This window comes from Halorhabdus sp. SVX81, from assembly GCF_029207715.1.
GTDB lineage: Archaea > Halobacteriota > Halobacteria > Halobacteriales > Haloarculaceae > Halorhabdus.
Window position 1 is genome coordinate 762,293 of the sequence record NZ_CP104322.1, and the last position, 17,474, is coordinate 779,766.

At 62.9% G+C, this 17,474-nt stretch carries 16 protein-coding genes; 12 read left to right on the plus strand and 4 right to left on the minus strand.

Annotated features, from left to right (window positions below):
- The first annotated feature begins 90 nt into the window (after window positions 1-90).
- The 7 genes from ftsZ to SVXhr_RS03700 all read left to right on the plus strand — a co-directional run bounded on the left by ftsZ (window position 91) and on the right by SVXhr_RS03700 (window position 5,186).
- A complete protein-coding gene (gene ftsZ, locus SVXhr_RS03670) occupies window positions 91-1,251 on the plus strand; it encodes a cell division protein FtsZ (RefSeq protein WP_275739556.1) in 1,161 nt (386 codons plus the stop codon).
- Window positions 1,252-1,348: 97 nt separating this feature from the next.
- On the plus strand, window positions 1,349-1,522 hold the full coding sequence (locus SVXhr_RS03675; RefSeq protein ID WP_275739558.1) for a protein translocase SEC61 complex subunit gamma: 174 nt from the start codon (window positions 1,349-1,351) through the stop codon (window positions 1,520-1,522).
- The gene (locus SVXhr_RS03680) at window positions 1,522-1,959 is read left to right on the plus strand and encodes a transcription elongation factor Spt5 (protein ID WP_015788653.1); all 438 of its coding nucleotides are present in this window, start codon (window positions 1,522-1,524) and stop codon (window positions 1,957-1,959) included. Before SVXhr_RS03675 ends, SVXhr_RS03680 begins: the two co-directional genes overlap by 1 nt.
- Window positions 1,960-2,450: 491 nt before the next feature.
- The gene (locus SVXhr_RS03685; RefSeq protein WP_275739561.1) at window positions 2,451-3,428 is read left to right on the plus strand and encodes an ABC transporter ATP-binding protein; all 978 of its coding nucleotides are present in this window, start codon (window positions 2,451-2,453) and stop codon (window positions 3,426-3,428) included.
- Window positions 3,425-4,258, plus strand: coding sequence for an ABC transporter permease subunit (locus SVXhr_RS03690; protein ID WP_275739563.1), 834 nt, complete (start codon window positions 3,425-3,427; stop codon window positions 4,256-4,258). The genes SVXhr_RS03685 and SVXhr_RS03690 overlap by 4 nt, the downstream gene beginning before the upstream one ends.
- A gap of 7 nt (window positions 4,259-4,265) precedes the next feature.
- Entirely contained in the window at window positions 4,266-4,895 is a 630-nt protein-coding gene (locus SVXhr_RS03695) for a hypothetical protein (RefSeq protein ID WP_275739565.1), read from the plus strand.
- A 3-nt stretch (window positions 4,896-4,898) separates the two neighbouring features.
- On the plus strand, window positions 4,899-5,186 hold the full coding sequence (locus SVXhr_RS03700) for a transcriptional regulator (RefSeq protein ID WP_275739567.1): 288 nt from the start codon (window positions 4,899-4,901) through the stop codon (window positions 5,184-5,186).
- 18 nt (window positions 5,187-5,204) lie between these two features.
- On the opposite strand, the gene SVXhr_RS03705 is transcribed toward SVXhr_RS03700, so the two are convergent.
- From SVXhr_RS03705 to SVXhr_RS03715, 3 genes are all read right to left on the minus strand, one after another.
- On the minus strand, window positions 5,205-8,342 hold the full coding sequence (locus tag SVXhr_RS03705; RefSeq protein ID WP_275739569.1) for a PAS domain S-box protein: 3,138 nt from the start codon (window positions 8,340-8,342) through the stop codon (window positions 5,205-5,207).
- A 216-nt stretch (window positions 8,343-8,558) separates the two neighbouring features.
- Window positions 8,559-9,536: a phosphoadenosine phosphosulfate reductase family protein gene (locus tag SVXhr_RS03710; RefSeq protein WP_275739570.1), complete on the minus strand. Its 978-nt coding sequence runs from the start codon at window positions 9,534-9,536 to the stop codon at window positions 8,559-8,561.
- 74 nt (window positions 9,537-9,610) lie between these two features.
- Complete coding sequence (locus SVXhr_RS03715; RefSeq protein ID WP_275739572.1) at window positions 9,611-10,189, minus strand: hypothetical protein; 579 nt, start codon at window positions 10,187-10,189, stop codon at window positions 9,611-9,613.
- Window positions 10,190-10,432: 243 nt separating this feature from the next.
- Between SVXhr_RS03715 and SVXhr_RS03720 the strand changes: the two genes are divergently transcribed.
- From SVXhr_RS03720 to SVXhr_RS03730, 3 genes are all read left to right on the plus strand, one after another.
- Window positions 10,433-11,833, plus strand: a complete 1,401-nt coding sequence (locus SVXhr_RS03720; protein WP_275739574.1) for an NAD(P)/FAD-dependent oxidoreductase — start codon at window positions 10,433-10,435, stop codon at window positions 11,831-11,833.
- Window positions 11,834-12,218: 385 nt separating this feature from the next.
- Window positions 12,219-13,247, plus strand: a complete 1,029-nt coding sequence (locus SVXhr_RS03725; protein WP_275739576.1) for a PQQ-binding-like beta-propeller repeat protein — start codon at window positions 12,219-12,221, stop codon at window positions 13,245-13,247.
- Window positions 13,248-13,392: 145 nt separating this feature from the next.
- The gene (locus SVXhr_RS03730) at window positions 13,393-14,568 is read left to right on the plus strand and encodes a PQQ-binding-like beta-propeller repeat protein (protein WP_275740865.1); all 1,176 of its coding nucleotides are present in this window, start codon (window positions 13,393-13,395) and stop codon (window positions 14,566-14,568) included.
- 171 nt (window positions 14,569-14,739) lie between these two features.
- On the opposite strand, the gene SVXhr_RS03735 is transcribed toward SVXhr_RS03730, so the two are convergent.
- Window positions 14,740-15,078, minus strand: a complete 339-nt coding sequence (locus SVXhr_RS03735; RefSeq protein ID WP_275739577.1) for a 2Fe-2S iron-sulfur cluster-binding protein — start codon at window positions 15,076-15,078, stop codon at window positions 14,740-14,742.
- An 86-nt stretch (window positions 15,079-15,164) separates the two neighbouring features.
- On the opposite strand from SVXhr_RS03735, the gene SVXhr_RS03740 reads away from it, so the two are divergent.
- The gene (locus tag SVXhr_RS03740) at window positions 15,165-15,611 is read left to right on the plus strand and encodes a hypothetical protein (protein ID WP_275739579.1); all 447 of its coding nucleotides are present in this window, start codon (window positions 15,165-15,167) and stop codon (window positions 15,609-15,611) included.
- 457 nt (window positions 15,612-16,068) lie between these two features.
- Window positions 16,069-17,436 (plus strand): geranylgeranyl reductase family protein, encoded by a 1,368-nt coding sequence (locus SVXhr_RS03745; protein ID WP_275739581.1) that lies wholly within the window; start codon window positions 16,069-16,071, stop codon window positions 17,434-17,436.
- Window positions 17,437-17,474: the final 38 nt, after the last annotated feature.

The following is a 17,474-nucleotide window of genomic DNA, read 5'->3' on the forward strand; positions in this document are numbered from 1 at the left end:
TCGACGCCGAACCAACCGTGCGGCTGTCTGACGTGCGTCGGACCGGAGGGGAAAGATAATTAGTCCTGACCCGCTACGAGTCATTTAAATATGGACTCTATCATCGACGACGCCATGGAGGAGACCGACGACGACCCCGAGGAGTCGCCGGTCGAGGGGAGCACCGAATCGACAGACACGTCGGCCGAGGAACCGGCGACGTCCGGCCAGATGACCGACGAGGAACTCGCCGACGTCGTCGAGGACCTCGAAACCAAGATCACGGTCGTCGGCGCGGGGGGCGCTGGCGGCAACACGGTCACCCGGATGATGGAGGAGGGGATCCACGGCGCGAAGCTGGTCGCGGCAAACACCGACGCCCAACACCTCGCCGACGAGGTCAAAGCCGACACGAAGATCCTGATCGGCAAGAAGCGCACCGGCGGTCGGGGGGCCGGCTCGGTGCCGAAGATCGGTGAGGAGGCCGCCCAGGAGAACATCGAGGACATCCAGCAGTCCATCGACGGCTCGGACATGGTGTTCGTCACGGCCGGTCTCGGCGGCGGGACGGGCACCGGCGCTGCGCCGGTGATCGCACAGGCCGCCCAGGATTCGGGCGCGCTGACGATCTCGATCGTCACGATCCCCTTCACCGCGGAGGGTGAGCGACGGCGGGCCAACGCCGACGCCGGCCTGGAGCGCCTCCGTGCCGTCAGCGACACCGTGATCGTCGTGCCGAACGATCGGCTGCTCGATTACGCCCCGTCGATGCCGCTGCAGGACGCCTTCAAGATCTGTGACCGCGTCCTCATGCGCTCGGTGAAGGGCATGACGGAACTCATCACCAAGCCCGGCCTGGTCAACGTCGACTTCGCCGACGTTCGGACGATCATGGAGAACGGCGGCGTCGCGATGATCGGCCTCGGCGAGTCCGATTCGGAGAACAAGGCCCAGGACTCGATCCGGTCGGCCCTGCGCTCGCCGCTGCTGGACGTCGAGTTCGACGGTGCCAACAGCGCCCTCGTGAACGTCGTCGGTGGCCCGGACATGTCCATCGAGGAGGCCGAGGGCGTCGTCGAGGAGATCTACGACCGGATCGATCCGGACGCCCGGATCATCTGGGGCGCGTCGGTCAACCACGAGTACGACGGCCAGATGGAGACGATGATCGTCGTCACGGGCGTCGAGAGTCCACAGATCTACGGCAAAAGCGAGGCCGAGCGCGAGAAGGCCGCCCAGCGCATGGGCGACGACATCGATTACGTCGAGTAGCGCTCCTCTCGCTTGCGCCCGCTGGTTGCTCGTTTGCCTGCTCTCAGCGTCGAGAGCCATCAATAGATAGAAAAGCCCCGAGTTGCAACCCTCTTCCATGGACGTTCCGTACGATATCACGTCATACGTGCGGGTACTCAAGCTCGCGAGTACCCCCTCCTGGCAGGAGTTCTCTCAGATCGCGAAGATCGCGGGCGCGGGCATCCTCCTGGTCGGATTGCTCGGGTTCGTCATCTTCGTCCTCATGGTACCGCTATCGGGTGGTCTGTGATGGGGATCTTCGCCGTCAAGACCACGGCCAGTCAGGAGCGCACCGTCGCCGACATGATCATGAACCGTGAGGAGGACTCGGTCCACGCCGCACTCGCGCCGGACAGCCTGACCTCCTACGTCATGGTCGAGGCAGAGGATGCTTCGGTATTCGAACGGATTCTCGACGAGATACCCCACGCCAACGGCGTCGTCCAGGGCAAGTCCTCGATCAAGGAGGTCGAGCACTTCCTCTCGCCGACGCCGGATGTCGAGGGGATCGCCGAGGGCGACATCGTCGAACTCATCGCCGGCCCGTTCAAGGGCGAGAAGGCCCAGGTCCAGCGAATCGACGAGGGTAAAGATCAGGTCACGGTCGAACTCTACGAGGCGACGGTTCCGATTCCCGTGACGGTTCGTGGGGATCAGATCCGCGTACTCGATTCAGAAGAGCGGTAACGTACCGCGAGCAAGGCGAGCGGTTTGGCCGGTCGAGTGGAACGAGACCGGTTTTTCGCCCACGTTTTTCGAGGAGCGGTTCGCGACCGAAGGGAGCGAACCCGACGAAGAAAAAGGTGGCAGCGTGACGGTGGAACTCTACGAGGGGAACGAAGGAGCCCTGTGTTACTGAAGAACGGAACGCTTCCACTGCGTGTTGCGTGCCGGCGTTTTCCTACCGCCACTGGCGGTAGCTGATTTCGCCAGCATCCGATCGGCGGTCTCTGGCATCCTTCTTGACTTTCGGACAAGTCCCGAACCAGCAAACTTTGCATCGAAAAGCCAGTTTGCGACGCAAAGTTTATTGAACGGCGGGCGGATACCGGAATCGTACGCATGATCCCCGCTGTCGTGACGGCCCTTCCCCAGAGCCGACGTGGTACCCCTGGTCGCGAGCGTCGAGAGGCATCGAGGCGAGACCCGAGTCGACCGCCCTCGGGAGGTATCCGCGGATGACCGCCATCGAGATCGACGACCTCGGAAAGGAGTACGGTGATCTGACTGCCCTCGATGGGCTCGACCTCAGCGTCGAGACGGGCGAAGTCTACGGCTTTCTCGGCCCGAACGGGGCGGGGAAGTCGACGTCGATCAACCTCCTGCTTGGCTTTCTCGATCCATCGTCGGGCTCGGCGACGGTGCTTGGCCACGATATCGAACGCGAGTCCCGGGCGCTTCGCCGGCGCACCGGTGTCCTCCCGGAGGCGTTCTCGCCCTACGAGCGACTCACTGCCCGCGAACACGTCAAATACGCGGCCGATCTCAAGGACGTGGCTGTCGACCCGGATGCACTCCTCGACAGAGTGGGACTCACCGAGGACGCATGGGACCGGTCTGCCGGCGGGTTCTCGACCGGGATGGAGCAGCGACTCGCGCTGGCCTGCGCACTCGTTGGTGATCCCGAGGTGTTGATCCTCGACGAACCCTCATCCGGGCTCGATCCGCGCGGGATGGCCAAACTGCGCGAGTTGATCCGCGAGGAAGCCGCCGACGGGACGACTGTCTTCTTCTCGAGTCACATCCTCTCGGAGGTCGAAGCGGTCTGTGACCGGATCGGGATTCTGGTCGACGGCAACCTCGTCGCCGAGGGGACGATCGACGAACTCAGAGACGGGACCGAGACGCATTCGCCGCTGGACGTTCGCGTGGATGCGGTGCCGGAGGGCTTCGACCTTACCGATCTCGATGGCGTGGCCGCTATGAGCGTCGAGGACAGCACGCTCTCTGCGCTGGTGACCGACGCCGGCGCGAAGATCGAGGTCATCCGTCGGGTCGATCAGGTCGCCGAAATCCGGGACGTCATCTCCGAGCCGGCGTCCCTGGAGGCGCTGTTCGATCGCTACGCCAACGGGGAATCGACGGATGAGCCGGTGGATGATGTCGAGAGCACGGCGGACGAGACCGACACGGAATCCCCGGAGGTGACGGCATGAGCCAGACGCTCACTGTCGCCCGGAACGATTTCCGTGACGTTCGGCGTTCGAAACTACTCTGGGGCGTGATGGGGATCTACGTCGCGTTTACGGCGCTGATCCTCTACGCGGAGGGGACAGCGTCCGAGCCTGATCTCGCCACGGCGCTGTTCAACCAGGTCTTTTTGACGACCCTGCTGCTTCCGCTGATCGCCATCGCCGGAAGCTACCTGGCGATCGCCGGCGAGCGCGAGTCGAACACGGTCGCGTTCCTGTTGAGCCAGCCGACCTCGCGGGCGGCCGTAGTGACCGGGAAGTTCCTCTCGCGAAGTCTGCTGATCGTCGGGTCATTGCTCGTCGCGTTCGTGGTCGGGGGCCTCATCGGGGTCGTGATGTATCCCAGCCTCGAACTCGGCGTCTCGGGGACGTTTATCGTCCTGACTGTGGTGTTCGTCGGTGCGTACGTCGGGCCGTCGGTCGCCATCTCGGCGGCGACGGATACTCGATCCCGGGCGATCGCCGGTGCGGTCGGCTTCTACGTCCTTACGGACGTGTTGATCGTCTTCGAAAACTTCTCGCTGGTCGACGCGGTACGGTTCCTCTTGGCTGAGACACTCGGCCTCGAATTGGGCCAGCACTTCTATGAGTTCGTCCACAACCTCACGCCCGCCGGCTCGTATCTGAACGCGACGTATCTCATCTTTGACCCGGCGAACCACCTCCCTATCGAACCACTGGGCGTGATCCCGTTCTACCTGAAACCCTGGTTCAGTGTCGTGATCCTGCTCGCATGGACTGTCGTGCCGCTGGCGATCGGCTACTGGCGCTTCCGGGGTGCGGAACTCGGGTGATCGACCGATGAGTGACGAAGACGTCGACCCGGCGGAACTCCAGCGACAACTCGACGATATCAAGGGCGCGATGGGGCTTGCCGAGCGGTATCCCGGCCGCGCTCGACTGTGGTTGCTCGCCGGCGTGCTCGTCGGCGCAGTCGCGCTCGGCGTTCAGGTGACCTTTTTCTTCCACGAGACGCTTTCCGCGACGGCGTACGTCCTCATTTGGGGCGTGTTCGTCGTCGTGGCCGTCCTGGCGCTGTGGGTGATGGCTACCAGGCTCCCCCGCAACGACGCGCCCGAGACAGCGCCGAGCTGGCGCGCCCTCTTCGGGTCGCTGGGTGCGTTCCTCGTCGCGGCCACCAGCGTCCCGGGGAAGGTCGCCGGACAGGTCGATGGACTCGACCGGGCGACCCTGTACTTCGGGCTCGTGATCGCCGTCCTCGGACTGGCGTTGCTCCTGACGGGCGTCGTCCTTTCGGCCTACCGCGTCCGCCGCCGCGATCGCCTGGTGTTCTACGCCGGCGGCGTCTGGACGCTCGCCTTCGCCTCGATGATACCCTACGTTGCATTCCTGCGATACGTCGGCGTCGGCCTCTTCGGTGTCCTCTTTGGCCTGTACGCCGTCGTTGCGTATGCCTCCCTGACACGGTGATCCATGGACTTCGACACACTCGTCCACCAGCCGACGCGGCTGCAACTCTTCGCGTATCTGTACCGGTACGGCGAGTCGAGCTTCTCGGAAATTGTTGAGGAACTCGACATGACGGAGGGCAATCTCGCCAGCCACATGAACAAACTCGAGGATGCCGATTGCGTCGCCGTCGAAAAGCAGTTCGTGGATGGCTCCCCGCAGACGACCTACCGACTGACCGATCACGGCCGCGAGAAGTTCGAGGAACACGTCGGCCAGCTAGAGGCACTGATCGAGAGTCTCGAGGAGTGAGACGCATCTGCACCGACCCTACGGGGCTTCGACGCCGGTGATCTCGAAGCGAGCGCCGCCGTCCTCGCTGTCGGTCACAGCGACGTCCCAGTCATGTGCGTCGGCGATCTCGGCGACGATCGCGAGCCCGAACCCGATTCCGTCCTCGCGGGTCGTATAGCCACTCTCGAAGACGGTTTCTCGTTCGTCCGGCGGGATACCCGGCCCGTCGTCGGCGACGTAGAACCCGTCCGCCATGGAGCCGACCGTGATCTGTACGTCTTCGCCCCCGTGTTCGACCGCGTTGCGAAAGAGGTTCTCCAGCAGCTGTCGAACCCGGCTCCGGTCGGCACGGATCGGCCGGTTCGATTCGACGGACAGCGTCGCCTCGGCTGTCTCGACGGCGTCCCAGCAGTCGGCACAGATCGTCTCGAGGTCGATACGTTCCATCTCGTCGATCCGTTCGCCTTCCCGGGCCAGTTGGAGGATATCGTCGATCAGGACAACCATTCGGTCGATCGCTTTCGCCGCGACGTCCAGGTGCTCGCTGTCGCGCTCGTCCAGGGCGAGCTGGACCCGTGCCTCGGCGACGTTCAACGGGTTGCGGAGGTCGTGGCTGACGATGCTGGCGAACTCTTCGAGACGCTCGTTCTGGCGTTCGAGCTCACGACGTCTGTCACGGAGTTCCTCCTCCCGGTCCGTCCGGATGAGAGCTGCTTCGACCATGTCGCCGAAGACACGGGCGAGCGAGACGTCAATGTTTTCGAAGGCGTCCGGTTCCGTCGATCCGATGTTCATCACGCCGTACTCGCCCAGCGGGAGGATGATTTCACTCCGGATCGGCGTTTGGGGATTGTGCCGGTCGTTCACCGCGCTCATCTCGTCGATCACCAGTACCTCTCCGCTCCAGAAGGCGTCCCACGAGAGGCTCTCCGTCCCGGTATAGCTCGGCATCTCACCCACCAGTTCCGCGGCAGCGTCGGTCCAGGCGGCCGGTTCCAGTGTCTCGCTGTCCTCGTCGTAGAGCCAGACAGTGTTGATCTCCTGGCCCAGCACACTCGCGACCGTCTCGACGGCGTGCTCGGCAACGGCATCCTGATCCGGTGTCGTGATGAACGGGCGCGTTCGTTCGTGGAGGGCTTCGAGAGTGTCCTCGCGACGCGTCCTGTCGGTGACGTCCCGGCCCACGGCGACAATCCCACAGAAGCGCCCGTCGATAGTCAGCCGACTGAGCCGATACTCGAAATAGATCGGATCGGCGTCGGGGATCTCCATCGTGAACTCCCCGCGGTACTCCTCGCGTTCGCCATCGACGAGTTCCCGGTAGGGGTCGTCCGAACGCGCTTCGCGAAGCTCCCGGATGAACGGGCTGGGTTCGCCGACAAGCTCCGCCGCCGTCATTTCGTGGACTGCTGCCATCGCGTTGTTGACGACCGTGTACTTTCCGTTCTCGTCCATGACCGTTGCTGGATCGAGCATCGCGTCGAGGATCTGCTGGTACTGTCTGAGCTCGCGTTCGCGTTCCTTGTGGTCGGCGATGTCCCGACCGGTTCCGGCCACCCCGAGCACGTCGCCGGACGAGTCGGTCAATCGCGTCCCGGTGAACTCGTAGGTGATCCGTTCGCCCTCGGTCGTGAGCACGTCCGCTTCCACAACTGCCCTGCCAGTCCCAAGCGCCTCGTCGATCGCGTCGGCGACGCGCTCGCGTTCTTCTGGTGGGAAAAAGTCGGTCGCCGCCATCGTCTCGATCTCCTCGTCGTCGTAGCCGGTCACCGCACCGAGGCGATCGTTCCAGCGACGGAGGCTGCCATCGGGATTGATCAGGTATAGCACATCTTCGAGGCTGTTGAGTGTTTCCTCGATGAACGCACGCTCGGCTTCAAGTTTCGACTGTCGTTCCTTGCGCTGGGTAACATCTCTGGTTGCACCGACGATCTCGACGACCGTGCCCGCCTCGACGACGGGTGCGAGTTTCGTGTGAAACTGCCTGGGTTCGTCGTGGGGACCGACCGGCAACGCCACTTCGTATTCGATCGGTTCTTCTCGGTCGACGCACTCACGATACTGGGTCTCGATTTCGGTCCCGAATTCAGCGCCGTAGATGTCGGTGGGGCTTTTCCCTTCGATGTCCTCGGTCGAGTGGCCGGTCAGCGCCTCGTACGCCCGATTTACCCGCCGGATCCGAAACCGCTGCTCGGGGCTGACGTCGACCAGGAAGATCCCATCCTGGGCGTGTTCGAACACCGTCTCCGCCTGGCTCCGATAGCGTTTCCGTTCCAGCAATTGGGTGAACCACCGGGCGAGCAGCTCGAAGAACGTCTTCTCGTCGTTGGTGAACGGTTCCTCACGCGGGTCGCTGCTGACGTAACACAGTGTGCCGAACAACTCACTCTCCACGAGCAGTTTCCGGCCGATGTAACAGCCCAACTCGAAGTGCTGGTAGGCAGGATCGTCCTCCCAGCCAGCTCCTGGGGCGTCGTGAACGTCGAAGATCGAGTCGGAGTCGATCGTTCGTCGACAGTACGTTTTCGAGAGGTCGGTTACTCCCTTCTGGACGATTTCGGACCCGGTCACGCTGATCACTTCGTGTCGGTTCCGATCCTCGTCGATCTTGACGAGATGGCCGTTTTCAGCGCCGAGGCGCTCGCGGCCCAGTTCGAGCAACTGATGGGCTTTCTCGTCGGTTGTGGTGTCCGGATCGGCGGTGATATCCAGAAGTTCCCGCCGATACCGCTCGCTTTCGCGCTCCCGTTGGTCGTACCGGGCGACCGTGATCTCGGCTTCGCGGCGGGAGACGAGATTTTCGATCCGATTGGCCAGTACCGTGTACTGATCGGTCCCGCTTCCCTTCTGGAGGTACTCGCTCACCCCGGCCGAGATTGCCTCACTGGCGATCGTCTCGCTTCCTTTGGCGGTGAACAGAACGAAGGGTAGGTCAGGGTGGTCCCGGCGAACGGCTTTGAGAAATTCGATCCCGTCTTGGCCCGGCATCTCGTAGTCCGAAACGATACAGTCGTAGGCATTCTCCGTGAGGCGATCCAACCCATCCGCGGCACTCGTCGCAACGTCGACCGTGAACCGCTCGTTTTTCCGCTGTAAAAATTCGGCCGTGATATCGAGGAAGTCCGGTTCGTCATCGACGTGGAGGATACGGACCGACTCGGTTGTCTCGCTCATGTTCGTTCCAATATGGGATGTTTTCACAATGCAAGGTAATAAGTTGTAGGCACGCCGGTACTTTTCAGTGGATGCTCGGGGCGGCCCTGAGCGGTTGTGACTGCGTGGAATTGATTGGCACTCACCGGACGCGACCGACGGGAGCGTCCGGCCTTTTTGGTCGAGCTTTTTGCGAGGAGGGTCGCCCTGCGACCCTCCGAAGTAAAAAGGTCGTCCTTACATGTAGCCGAGATCGCGCAGCCGTTCCATCAGGTCTTCCTTGTCCTGGGCGCGGCCGGCGCGCTCGGTCGTGTTGGCCATGTCCTGGAGCCAGGCGGGCTCTTCGGCGGATTTGTCCGTACTGACCTGGCTCCCGAGCGACCGGAAACCGGCGAAGTACTTGGGGCTGACCGGGACGTCTTCCTTCTCGACGCCTTCCGGCAGATCGTCCTGGCCCTGCGGGACGTACCCATCGTCCGGAAACGCCTCGACCGTGTCCGGGACCGCGAAGTGCCAGAAGGCCTCCCAGACATCCGGTTCGGCGAACTGGAGGATCGGCTGGATCCGGTCGTGGGGCGGGTAGATGTCGGGGTCGTGGCGCGGGCTGAAGAACGTCTCGTCGGCGCGGGCCTCCTGTTCGTCCCAGCGGACGCCGCTGAGGATCCCATCGACGTCGTGCTCTTCGATGGCGTCGTTGAGCGCGACGGTCTTCAGCAGGTGGTTGCCCACGTAGGTATCCAGCAGGAACGGGAACGTATCTTCCTCGTATTCGAGGATGTTCCGGATGTGGTGCTGGTTGTGCTCGCTCAGCGAATCGACAGGGATGTCGTCACCGGGTTCGAGCCCGTTCGCCTCAACGTACTCGCCGACGTCGGTGTTACGGGCCCAGATGACTTCGAGGTCCCATTCGTCGGCCCAGTGTTCGACGAAGTCGATGAGCTCGTCGAAGTGCTGGTAGTGGTCGATGAACACGACCGGGGGGACCTCGAGATCGAAGCGGTCGGCGACCTCTTTGACGAAGTAAAGCGTCAGCGTCGAGTCCTTGCCGCCGGTCCACATCACGACCGGGTTGTCGTACTGTTCGAGCCCTTCCTTCGTGACCTCGATGGCCTTCTCGATCTTGTGCTCGATGCTCGGATAATCCGCGGGGTCCTCGCCGTCGCCGTCCGAATAGTCGACGTCGAGATACGCGGGGAAGTCGGCTGCGCTCGTCATGCGTGTAATTACATATAATTAGGCTCCGCAAGAGTCTTTCGAAACGGACAATCCAGCCCGTCGGGAGCGTCGCCTCAGTGGATGAATTCGTTGTCGCGCCAGTCGACCCCGCCTTCTCCCTCGTCGTCGGCGGGGTCCTCGGTGACGGCGACGGAGGCTGGCGTTCGTTCGCCGTCGACGATCTGGACCGCCTGTAGTTCCTCGTCGACCGCCACGATCGCCGTGAGTGTCCCCTTCTCGGCAATCTCGGCGATGCCACACAGCACTTCGAACATCGGGAACTGCAGGGTCGTGTTCTGCAGTACCGTCTCGCGGTCCCCCTTGAAGCAGGCGTACTCGACGAGTTCGGATTCGATCTCCTCTTCCTCCTCTTCGAGTGCGCCCCACTGGCCGCCACCGCCGGTCCCGCGTGGGGGTTCGGGTTCTTCCTCGTAGACGCGATTTTCGGTCACGCTGGCCTTGAGCTGGGCGGTCGGCGTGTATTTGCTGATGCTCTCATCAGTGGCGACCGCGCTCAAAATCAGCGTGTTGTTCCGTCGCGTGATCTCAACGTCGTCGATCTCTTCGGGCAACTCGGGGTCGTCGAAGTGATCGTGGACGTCTTCGAGGGGCAGTTCGAGCGTCGAGTGGAGTCTGTATACGCGGCTCGTCATGGTTTGAACAGGGAATATGGCCGTCTCGCGCGACGATTGTGTAACACCAATATTCGTGTGCTTATACGGGGCCCGGGCATATATGGCCTGCCCTTTCCACCACAGATCACCGACTCCATCTATCGCCCTTAGAGAGCCGTTGGCCCCGATACTCTCTGGGAACCGGATTGGCGTGTGCCCGGAACATGGGGCCAGTAACTCGCCGTTCCAAACGGTTTTGTTCGCCCACGCCGGTCATTTTGTATGAGCATTCACGTCGCAGTCGTTGGCGCATACGGAAGTGCCGGCGCGGCAGTCGCCGGTGATCTGGCCGACGATCCCGAGATCGAACTCACACTGATCGACGACGGCGACCCCGGCGGTGGCCTGTGTATTCTCCGCGGATGTATGCCCTCAAAGGAAGTACTCTCGGCCGCCGAGCACCGATTTGCGGCCCGGAAAGACGAGCGACTCGTCGGTGAGGTGCCGGATGTCGATATCGAAGCCGTCGTCGAGCGCAAGAACGAGCATACCTCGGGATTCGCACAGCATCGCCGCGACGCGATCGCCGAACTTGCCGAGCAGGACAACGTCGAGTTCATCCACGACACTGCTCGATTCGTCGATGATCGGGTTCTCGACGTCGACGGCCGTCGGATCGAGCCCGATTACGTCGTCATTGCGACGGGCTCGAACGTCGCGATCCCGCCGATCCCCGGCATCGAGGATGTCCCGGTCGGGACAAGTGCCGACGTCCTCGACCGGACCGAGTTCGGCGATTCGGCGATCGCCCTGGGGCTGGGGTACATCGGGCTGGAACTCGTCCCGTACCTGACCGAGGCCGCCGACATGGATCTGACTGTCGTCGAGGCGCTCCCCGACGTCCTCGAGGAGGCCGACGAGCCCTTCGGCGAGGAACTGCTCGACTACTACAAGGCGCACTTCGACGTCGACGTGCTGCTGGACGCCGAGGGAACGTCCGTCGAGCAGACAGCGGACGGCGGCGTCCGGATGACCGTCGACGCCGGTGGGGAAACGCACACGGTCGAAGCCGACGAACTGTTCGCCTTCACCGGCCGCGAACCGGCACTCGACCGCCTCGGCATCGAGAACACGTCACTCTCGCCAGGCGAAAGCTGGGTCTCCGACACGATGCAGGCCGCAGGCGACGACCGGGTGTTCGTCGTCGGGGACGTCAACGGCCGCGAACCGATCCTTCACGTCGCCAAGGAAGAGGGCTTTACCGCCGCGGACAATATCCGCCATCACCGTGACGGCGACACCCTCGAGGAGTACGAGAACGTCCACCACCACGTCATCTTCTCGGGGCTCGGCGTCCTCCCCTATGCCCGCGTCGGCCACTCGGTCGAGTCCGCCGAGGCTGCCGGCCTGGACTTTGTGACGGCCACTCGGGACGCATCAAGCGACGGCGTGTTCAAGACGAAAGACGTTGCCGACGGCCTCGCCCGACTCGTCGTCGGCACCGACGGCACGGTCCTGGGGTATCAGGGACTGCACTATCACGCCGACGTGATGGCCAAGACGATGCAACTCGCCGTCGAGATGGAACTCGACGTCCGGGAGATCCCCGACCGGGCCTACCACCCGACGACGCCCGAAGTTCTCGACGGCCTCATCGGCGATACGGCGGCAAAACTCGACTGACTTCCATCCCGGTGGAGCCGGGGGTGGTGTATTCCATGACATGGGGCAGGATCGGCGTCGAAAAATGCGTTCGGCAGGTGAGTGAGCTGATTGTCGCTCAAAGACGGTTCTCTTCCAGAACTAGTCGGACACCATGATGATCGTGCTTTCCGGATTGTTCTCACGTTCATCGTTGGTGATTGCGACGACGCAAAGGCATTCGTTAGACTGAAATATAGGCTATTGTACCATTTGGGATATGCCCTCCGTGACACGTCGTGGAGCCCTCGCCGTCCTCGGAAGCGTCGTTGGCGGCATCGCTGGCTGTGCCAGTCTCCGCGGGAGAGAATCGCCCCCGATTCAGCGCTCGTGGCATACGGGAATTCACGAGTGCTCATCCGTCGCCATGACCGCCACAGGCCATCTCCTTGCTGGCTGGCACGGTCCGTTCCGCGACCAGCCAATCGTCGCTGGCCTGGATCGCACCACCGGGGAAACCACGTGGACGGTGACAGTCGGGAAAGGCAAAAACTCACCCATTGGTGTCGATGGCGGCCAGGCTTATGCCATTTCGAAGGCCGAAACGATGATCGCCGTCGATGCGGCCGCTGGTGACACCATCTGGCAGCGCCCGCTTGCTCCGATCGACGATGCTGACCCCGGCGTCGTCGAGTTTGCCCCGATTCCTCTCGGCGACCGTCTTGTGGTCCCGATCTCCGGCACCGAAGATGACATCCCTGATCGGTTGGTCGTGGTCGACCGCGCCGACGGTGAGACGCGTTTCATCCACCCATTGCCCGCGTCGCTGTCGGGTGCTCCTGGCGCGACAGCAAATGGGGTGATTGCACCCCTCGTCGACGGCCGTGTTCTCTTCCTCGATCGGACTGGGGCGGTCGAATGGACTCGCGAGATTGGGGCGGCGCTCTCAGCCGTGAGTGCTGTTGATGGGGCTGCATATCTCGGTGCCGCCACGGAGGAACTACTGGCGATGGACTCCACGACTGGGAGCGTACTGTGGCGTGGCCAGTTGTCAAATACCGTGTTCACTCGTCCGCTAGTGGCCGATGACCGCGTGTACGTTGGTGGTGCCGACTACACTCTCCGGGCGTTCGACACGGTCTCGGGCCAGCAGCTCTGGCGCGATGACCTCGGGAACGCCGTGACGCACGGCCCACTGCCGGTCGGTGATCGCCTGGTGACGCTGGTCGGCGGGAACCACCGCATCCGTGGCTCAAGCGGCACTATCCCGTTCGACCCGACCGTTCTCTATGTCCACGAACAGGACGGGACACGTGTCCGGACAGTTCCGCTTGATGGGCGGCCCTTCGAGGACGGCGGCGGCGTGGAGTGGGCACAGGCAGCTGGCGAGACCGTCTATCTGGGACAAACGTTTGGTCTGACACGGCTCGCCCCGGAGGCGATTACCGATGCGTGAACCCGACACCGCTGGCGATACACAGAACTCTCGACAGCCCGCAACCAAGCGAGAAGGCAGCCGGTACTACTCTCGCCGTCAGGCCCTCGTCTCGCTTACGTCGGTTGGGACGCTCGCGCTGGCCGGGTGCAACTTCCAGTCGGTGATGACAGGTGTGCAACCACTTTGGGAACGGGATTTCTCGTCTGCGATGGCCGCGGGCCCACCAGCCGCGACTGATGAACACGTTGTCGTCGGTGGACAGGATACGCAACTGCACGCGTTCAGTGCTGACGGGGAGCGAACCTTTCGCTTCGAAACCGGTGGCCCGATCGAGGCACGACCGGCTGTCCCTGCATCGGGTGGACCGGTACATGTCCACAGCACTGACGGTGACCTCTACACGGTCGGACTGTCGGGGGCGAAGCTATGGCATGTGGAGGGCCAGGCACAGAACAGATGGCTCGATCGTCAGGGCCCGTTGCTGTTCGGCACCGCTCCGGACGGCCGTGGAGTCACCGGCTACGATGCGCGTGATGGTACACGTCGTTTCCAGCTGTCGGGCCAAGCCGATCCGTACCCTCCCTCTCCGTTCAGTAGGTCCCCCACGCTCAGTGGGTCGGTGTGCCTCCTTTCGGCTCCGAACTCGGATGGAGACGAGAAGCTGGTGGCGCACGCTCCGAGGACTGGTGAAGTGCTGTGGGAGTCGAAAGCTCGCGATGGGTCTCCCTCCGTCGTAGCTGCGGATGAGTGGGTCCTCACGGCGTATTGGCGGAGTGACTCATATTCTACCGTGTGCATGCGCCGGGCCAGCAATGGCCATATCCGATGGCAGACTGCGGTTGCTGGCGACGTCTCCAGTCATTTTGGATCGCCACTCTGGCTTGGCGAGCACGTCTATGTGCAAAGTAGCCGTGACGAACGTCCGGATGAACTCGTCGCCATCGACCGTGCGGATGGATCCATTCAGTGGCGTCGAAGCGTCGGATACGAACTCGAGAGGGTGACGCCGACTTCTGCGGGCGCCTTCGTTGCGAGCTCGGTCGTTGACCCCGACGGCGGTATCTTGGTTCGGCTGGACGCTTTTTCCCCCGATGGCACCCGGCGATGGCAGACGACGACTGATGTCCACATCGGCGGGACAGTTCAATCGCTGGGGCGTGTCGGTGGGGTTCTCTTTGTTGCCAGCGACAACGAAATCGCTGCCTATGACCCTGACAGCGGTTCGCGTCGGTGGCAATACAACCCGGAATCCTCGCAGATTGGCGTGTCGGCGGCTGATGGTGCGCTGTACATTTCACACAGAGATACCGGGGGCCTGGCGCGATTGCCAACGGATTGATCCAGGGGTGCTCGATTATCTGGACCAGATTGTAAGTCGGACATCATCTACCAACGACGCGATGACGCCGAGCGTGCGCGATCCTGGTACGGCGAATTTCGAGAACTCGTCTAATGTGTGGTTCAATGGCGCGCTATCGTCCCCTACGTGCCCGACGCCGGAAGAAATTCGTCAGTCGTCCGCGGCTGCTTCGTCGCCCGCACCCGCTTCGACGGCCGCCTCGCTCTCGATGCTCGGGGGATACTTGCCGCGGTCGAGTTTGAGATCCGACTGCGGGCGGGCCATGCAGGTCAGCGCGTAGTTCTCTTTCTCTTCCTCGGTCAGTCCCCGGGCAGCCGGTTGGGTGACCTCGCCCTCGACGATCTTCGCCGAACAGGCGAGACACATGCCGACCCGGCAGGAGTACTCCTGGGCGATCCCTTCGTCGAGACACCGGCTCAGAATGGTGTCCGTGTCCTCGACCTGGATGATTTCCCCGGTGCCCACAAACTCGACGGTGTATTCAGCCATAGGGTGGCGTACGCAAGTCCCCGACAAAACTCTTTATGGGATCGACGGGGGTGGCATCTACGTTCAACCAAAAAAAAACATATGGTTTGACGGGAGAGCTTCTTTATATGCCGCCTGAAATATCCCGGCGAGCGGTTCTCGGTCTCGGTGGTGCCGCAGTCGGTGCCGGGCTCTTGGGTGTGGGCCTGACGAGCGGATCCGAGACGGAAGCGACGGTTCCGATATTCGTCGAAAACCGCACCGACAGTGAGCATACAGTCCTTGTTCTCATCGATCTTCTGGAAGAAGTCAGTACGAAAACGGTCACTGTGGCTCCCGGTAAGCGCTCGTTTGCACTCCGAGTCCCGGAGGTCGAGTTCGGACTCAGTGCAGAGTTAGCGAACGGCGAGAGTGGATTTGATTCCGCGGTGCCATCGCCGGAGGAGGATTTTTATACGAAGACGGGATTCTTCGTCGTGGTGACGGAGGCGAACGGGCACGAGCGTCGATTGTGGATCGAAAATTCCAACGGCGACTGGTATTCGAACCGATAGCGGCCAATCTTGGACGGCGATCACTGTCTCGGCGATTAGATGTCTTCCACTATCGTCGTTCGGTCCTGTCTGGTGTTTCGGTAGTCATATCGGGAGTCGAGACCACCACAGACAGCGTGAAAGCCCCCGGGCACTCGCCGGCTGCGAACCGCGCTGCGCGCGCCTACGGCGTGCTTGCGGGTTCTCGCTCGACGAGTGCCCGGCCCCTTTCAGTCCCACCCGTATAGGCTTCTCAACCAGGAGACGTGGGTGGGACTGAAAGGGGCGGGCCGTTCGAGGAAGGCGGACCCGACAAGCACCGGAACAGAGTGAGGAGCGCAGTCGCGGTCCCCCCGACTCGAACGGCTCGGGGCTTTCATGCTGTTTCCATTCACCATTCCAACCATCCAACGCGACACTACTCATGATCGCTGCCCAAGCGCAAAGAGTTAACCCCGTCCGGCGTTGACCGGAGTCCATGACCACCGCCGAGTACGACGCTGTCGTCGTGGGAGCCGGCGTTTCCGGTTGCTACGCGGCGGCGACCATGGCCGAGGAGGGCCTCGACGTGGTGATCGTCGAGCGCAAGTCCGAATCGGAGGCCGGCCACATCGCGTGCGGGGATGCACTCAAAGGCGCGAGCAACTTCCCCGAGGCGATCCCACGCTCGCAGATCGAACCGTCGATCACCAATTCGGTCGTCGATCACGGCCACTTCGAACTCCCGAGTGAGGGCACCGCCGTCGACATCCCCGTCCCGGGCGAACTCGCCGTCATCGACCGCCTTGAGTTCGGCAAGTTACTCATCGAAGGGGCAGAAGACGCGGGCGTAACCTTCCACTACGACACTGTCGTCAATACGGTGCGCCAGGACGGCGCTCGCGTCACCGGCATCGAGGCGATCCGCAAGGGTGGGCCAGTCACCTACGAAGCCCCAGTTGTGATCGATGCCGCCGGTGCCCTGTCGATCCTCCAGGACGAGGCCGATCTCGCCGACGCGACCTTCGACACCAACGTCACTTACTCCCAGTTCAGCTCCGGGTATCGGGAGATCATCGAGGTCGAGGAACCCGTCGACTGGCACGACGCGCTGGTGCTCAAACCGACCGAGCGATCCGCGGGCTATCTGTGGTACTTCCCGCGGACCGAGACGGAGATCAACGTCGGGCTGGGCTTTCAGATGGGCGAGGAACCGATGGAACTCGTCGACGCACTCCGCCGGGACATCGAGAACCGCGCGGAGTTCAAAAACGCGACTGTCAAGGACAAACTCGGCGCGGCGATTCCGACCCGTCGACCCTACGATTCCGCGACTGCGCCCGGGTTCATGGCGATCGGCGACGCCGCAGCCCACGTCAACCCGACGACCGGCGGCGGGATCGCCGGCGCAGCCTACGCCGGGAAGTACGCCGCCGACCAGGCCATCGAGGCCGTCGAGGACGGCGACCCCTCCGAGGCAACGCTGTGGCGGTACAACGAACGCGTCATGGAGCACTTCGGCGCACGCTACGCAGCGCTTGACGTCTACAACATCTTCACGACCGCCTACGAGATCGACGACCTGACGGGCATGCTGGCCAGCCTCCCGATGACGAAACTCTCCGAGGCGCTGTACTCGGGCTCGGCTGACCTGAGCTGGTCGCTGAAACTCAAGACGGCACTGAAGAGTCGGGGCCACTGGGGGACGATTCTCGACCTCTATCGGACCAAACGCCACGCCGACGAACTCCTCGAGCACTACGAGGCATATCCGGAGTCACCGAGTGGCTTCGAGGCCTGGCAGGATCGGCGTGACGACCTCATCCAGGACGTCTACGAGACGACCGGGGCCGAGGCGAAGTACTGATAGAGGGAGGCGCTTCGTTCGGCTGCCCCACTCTTCTC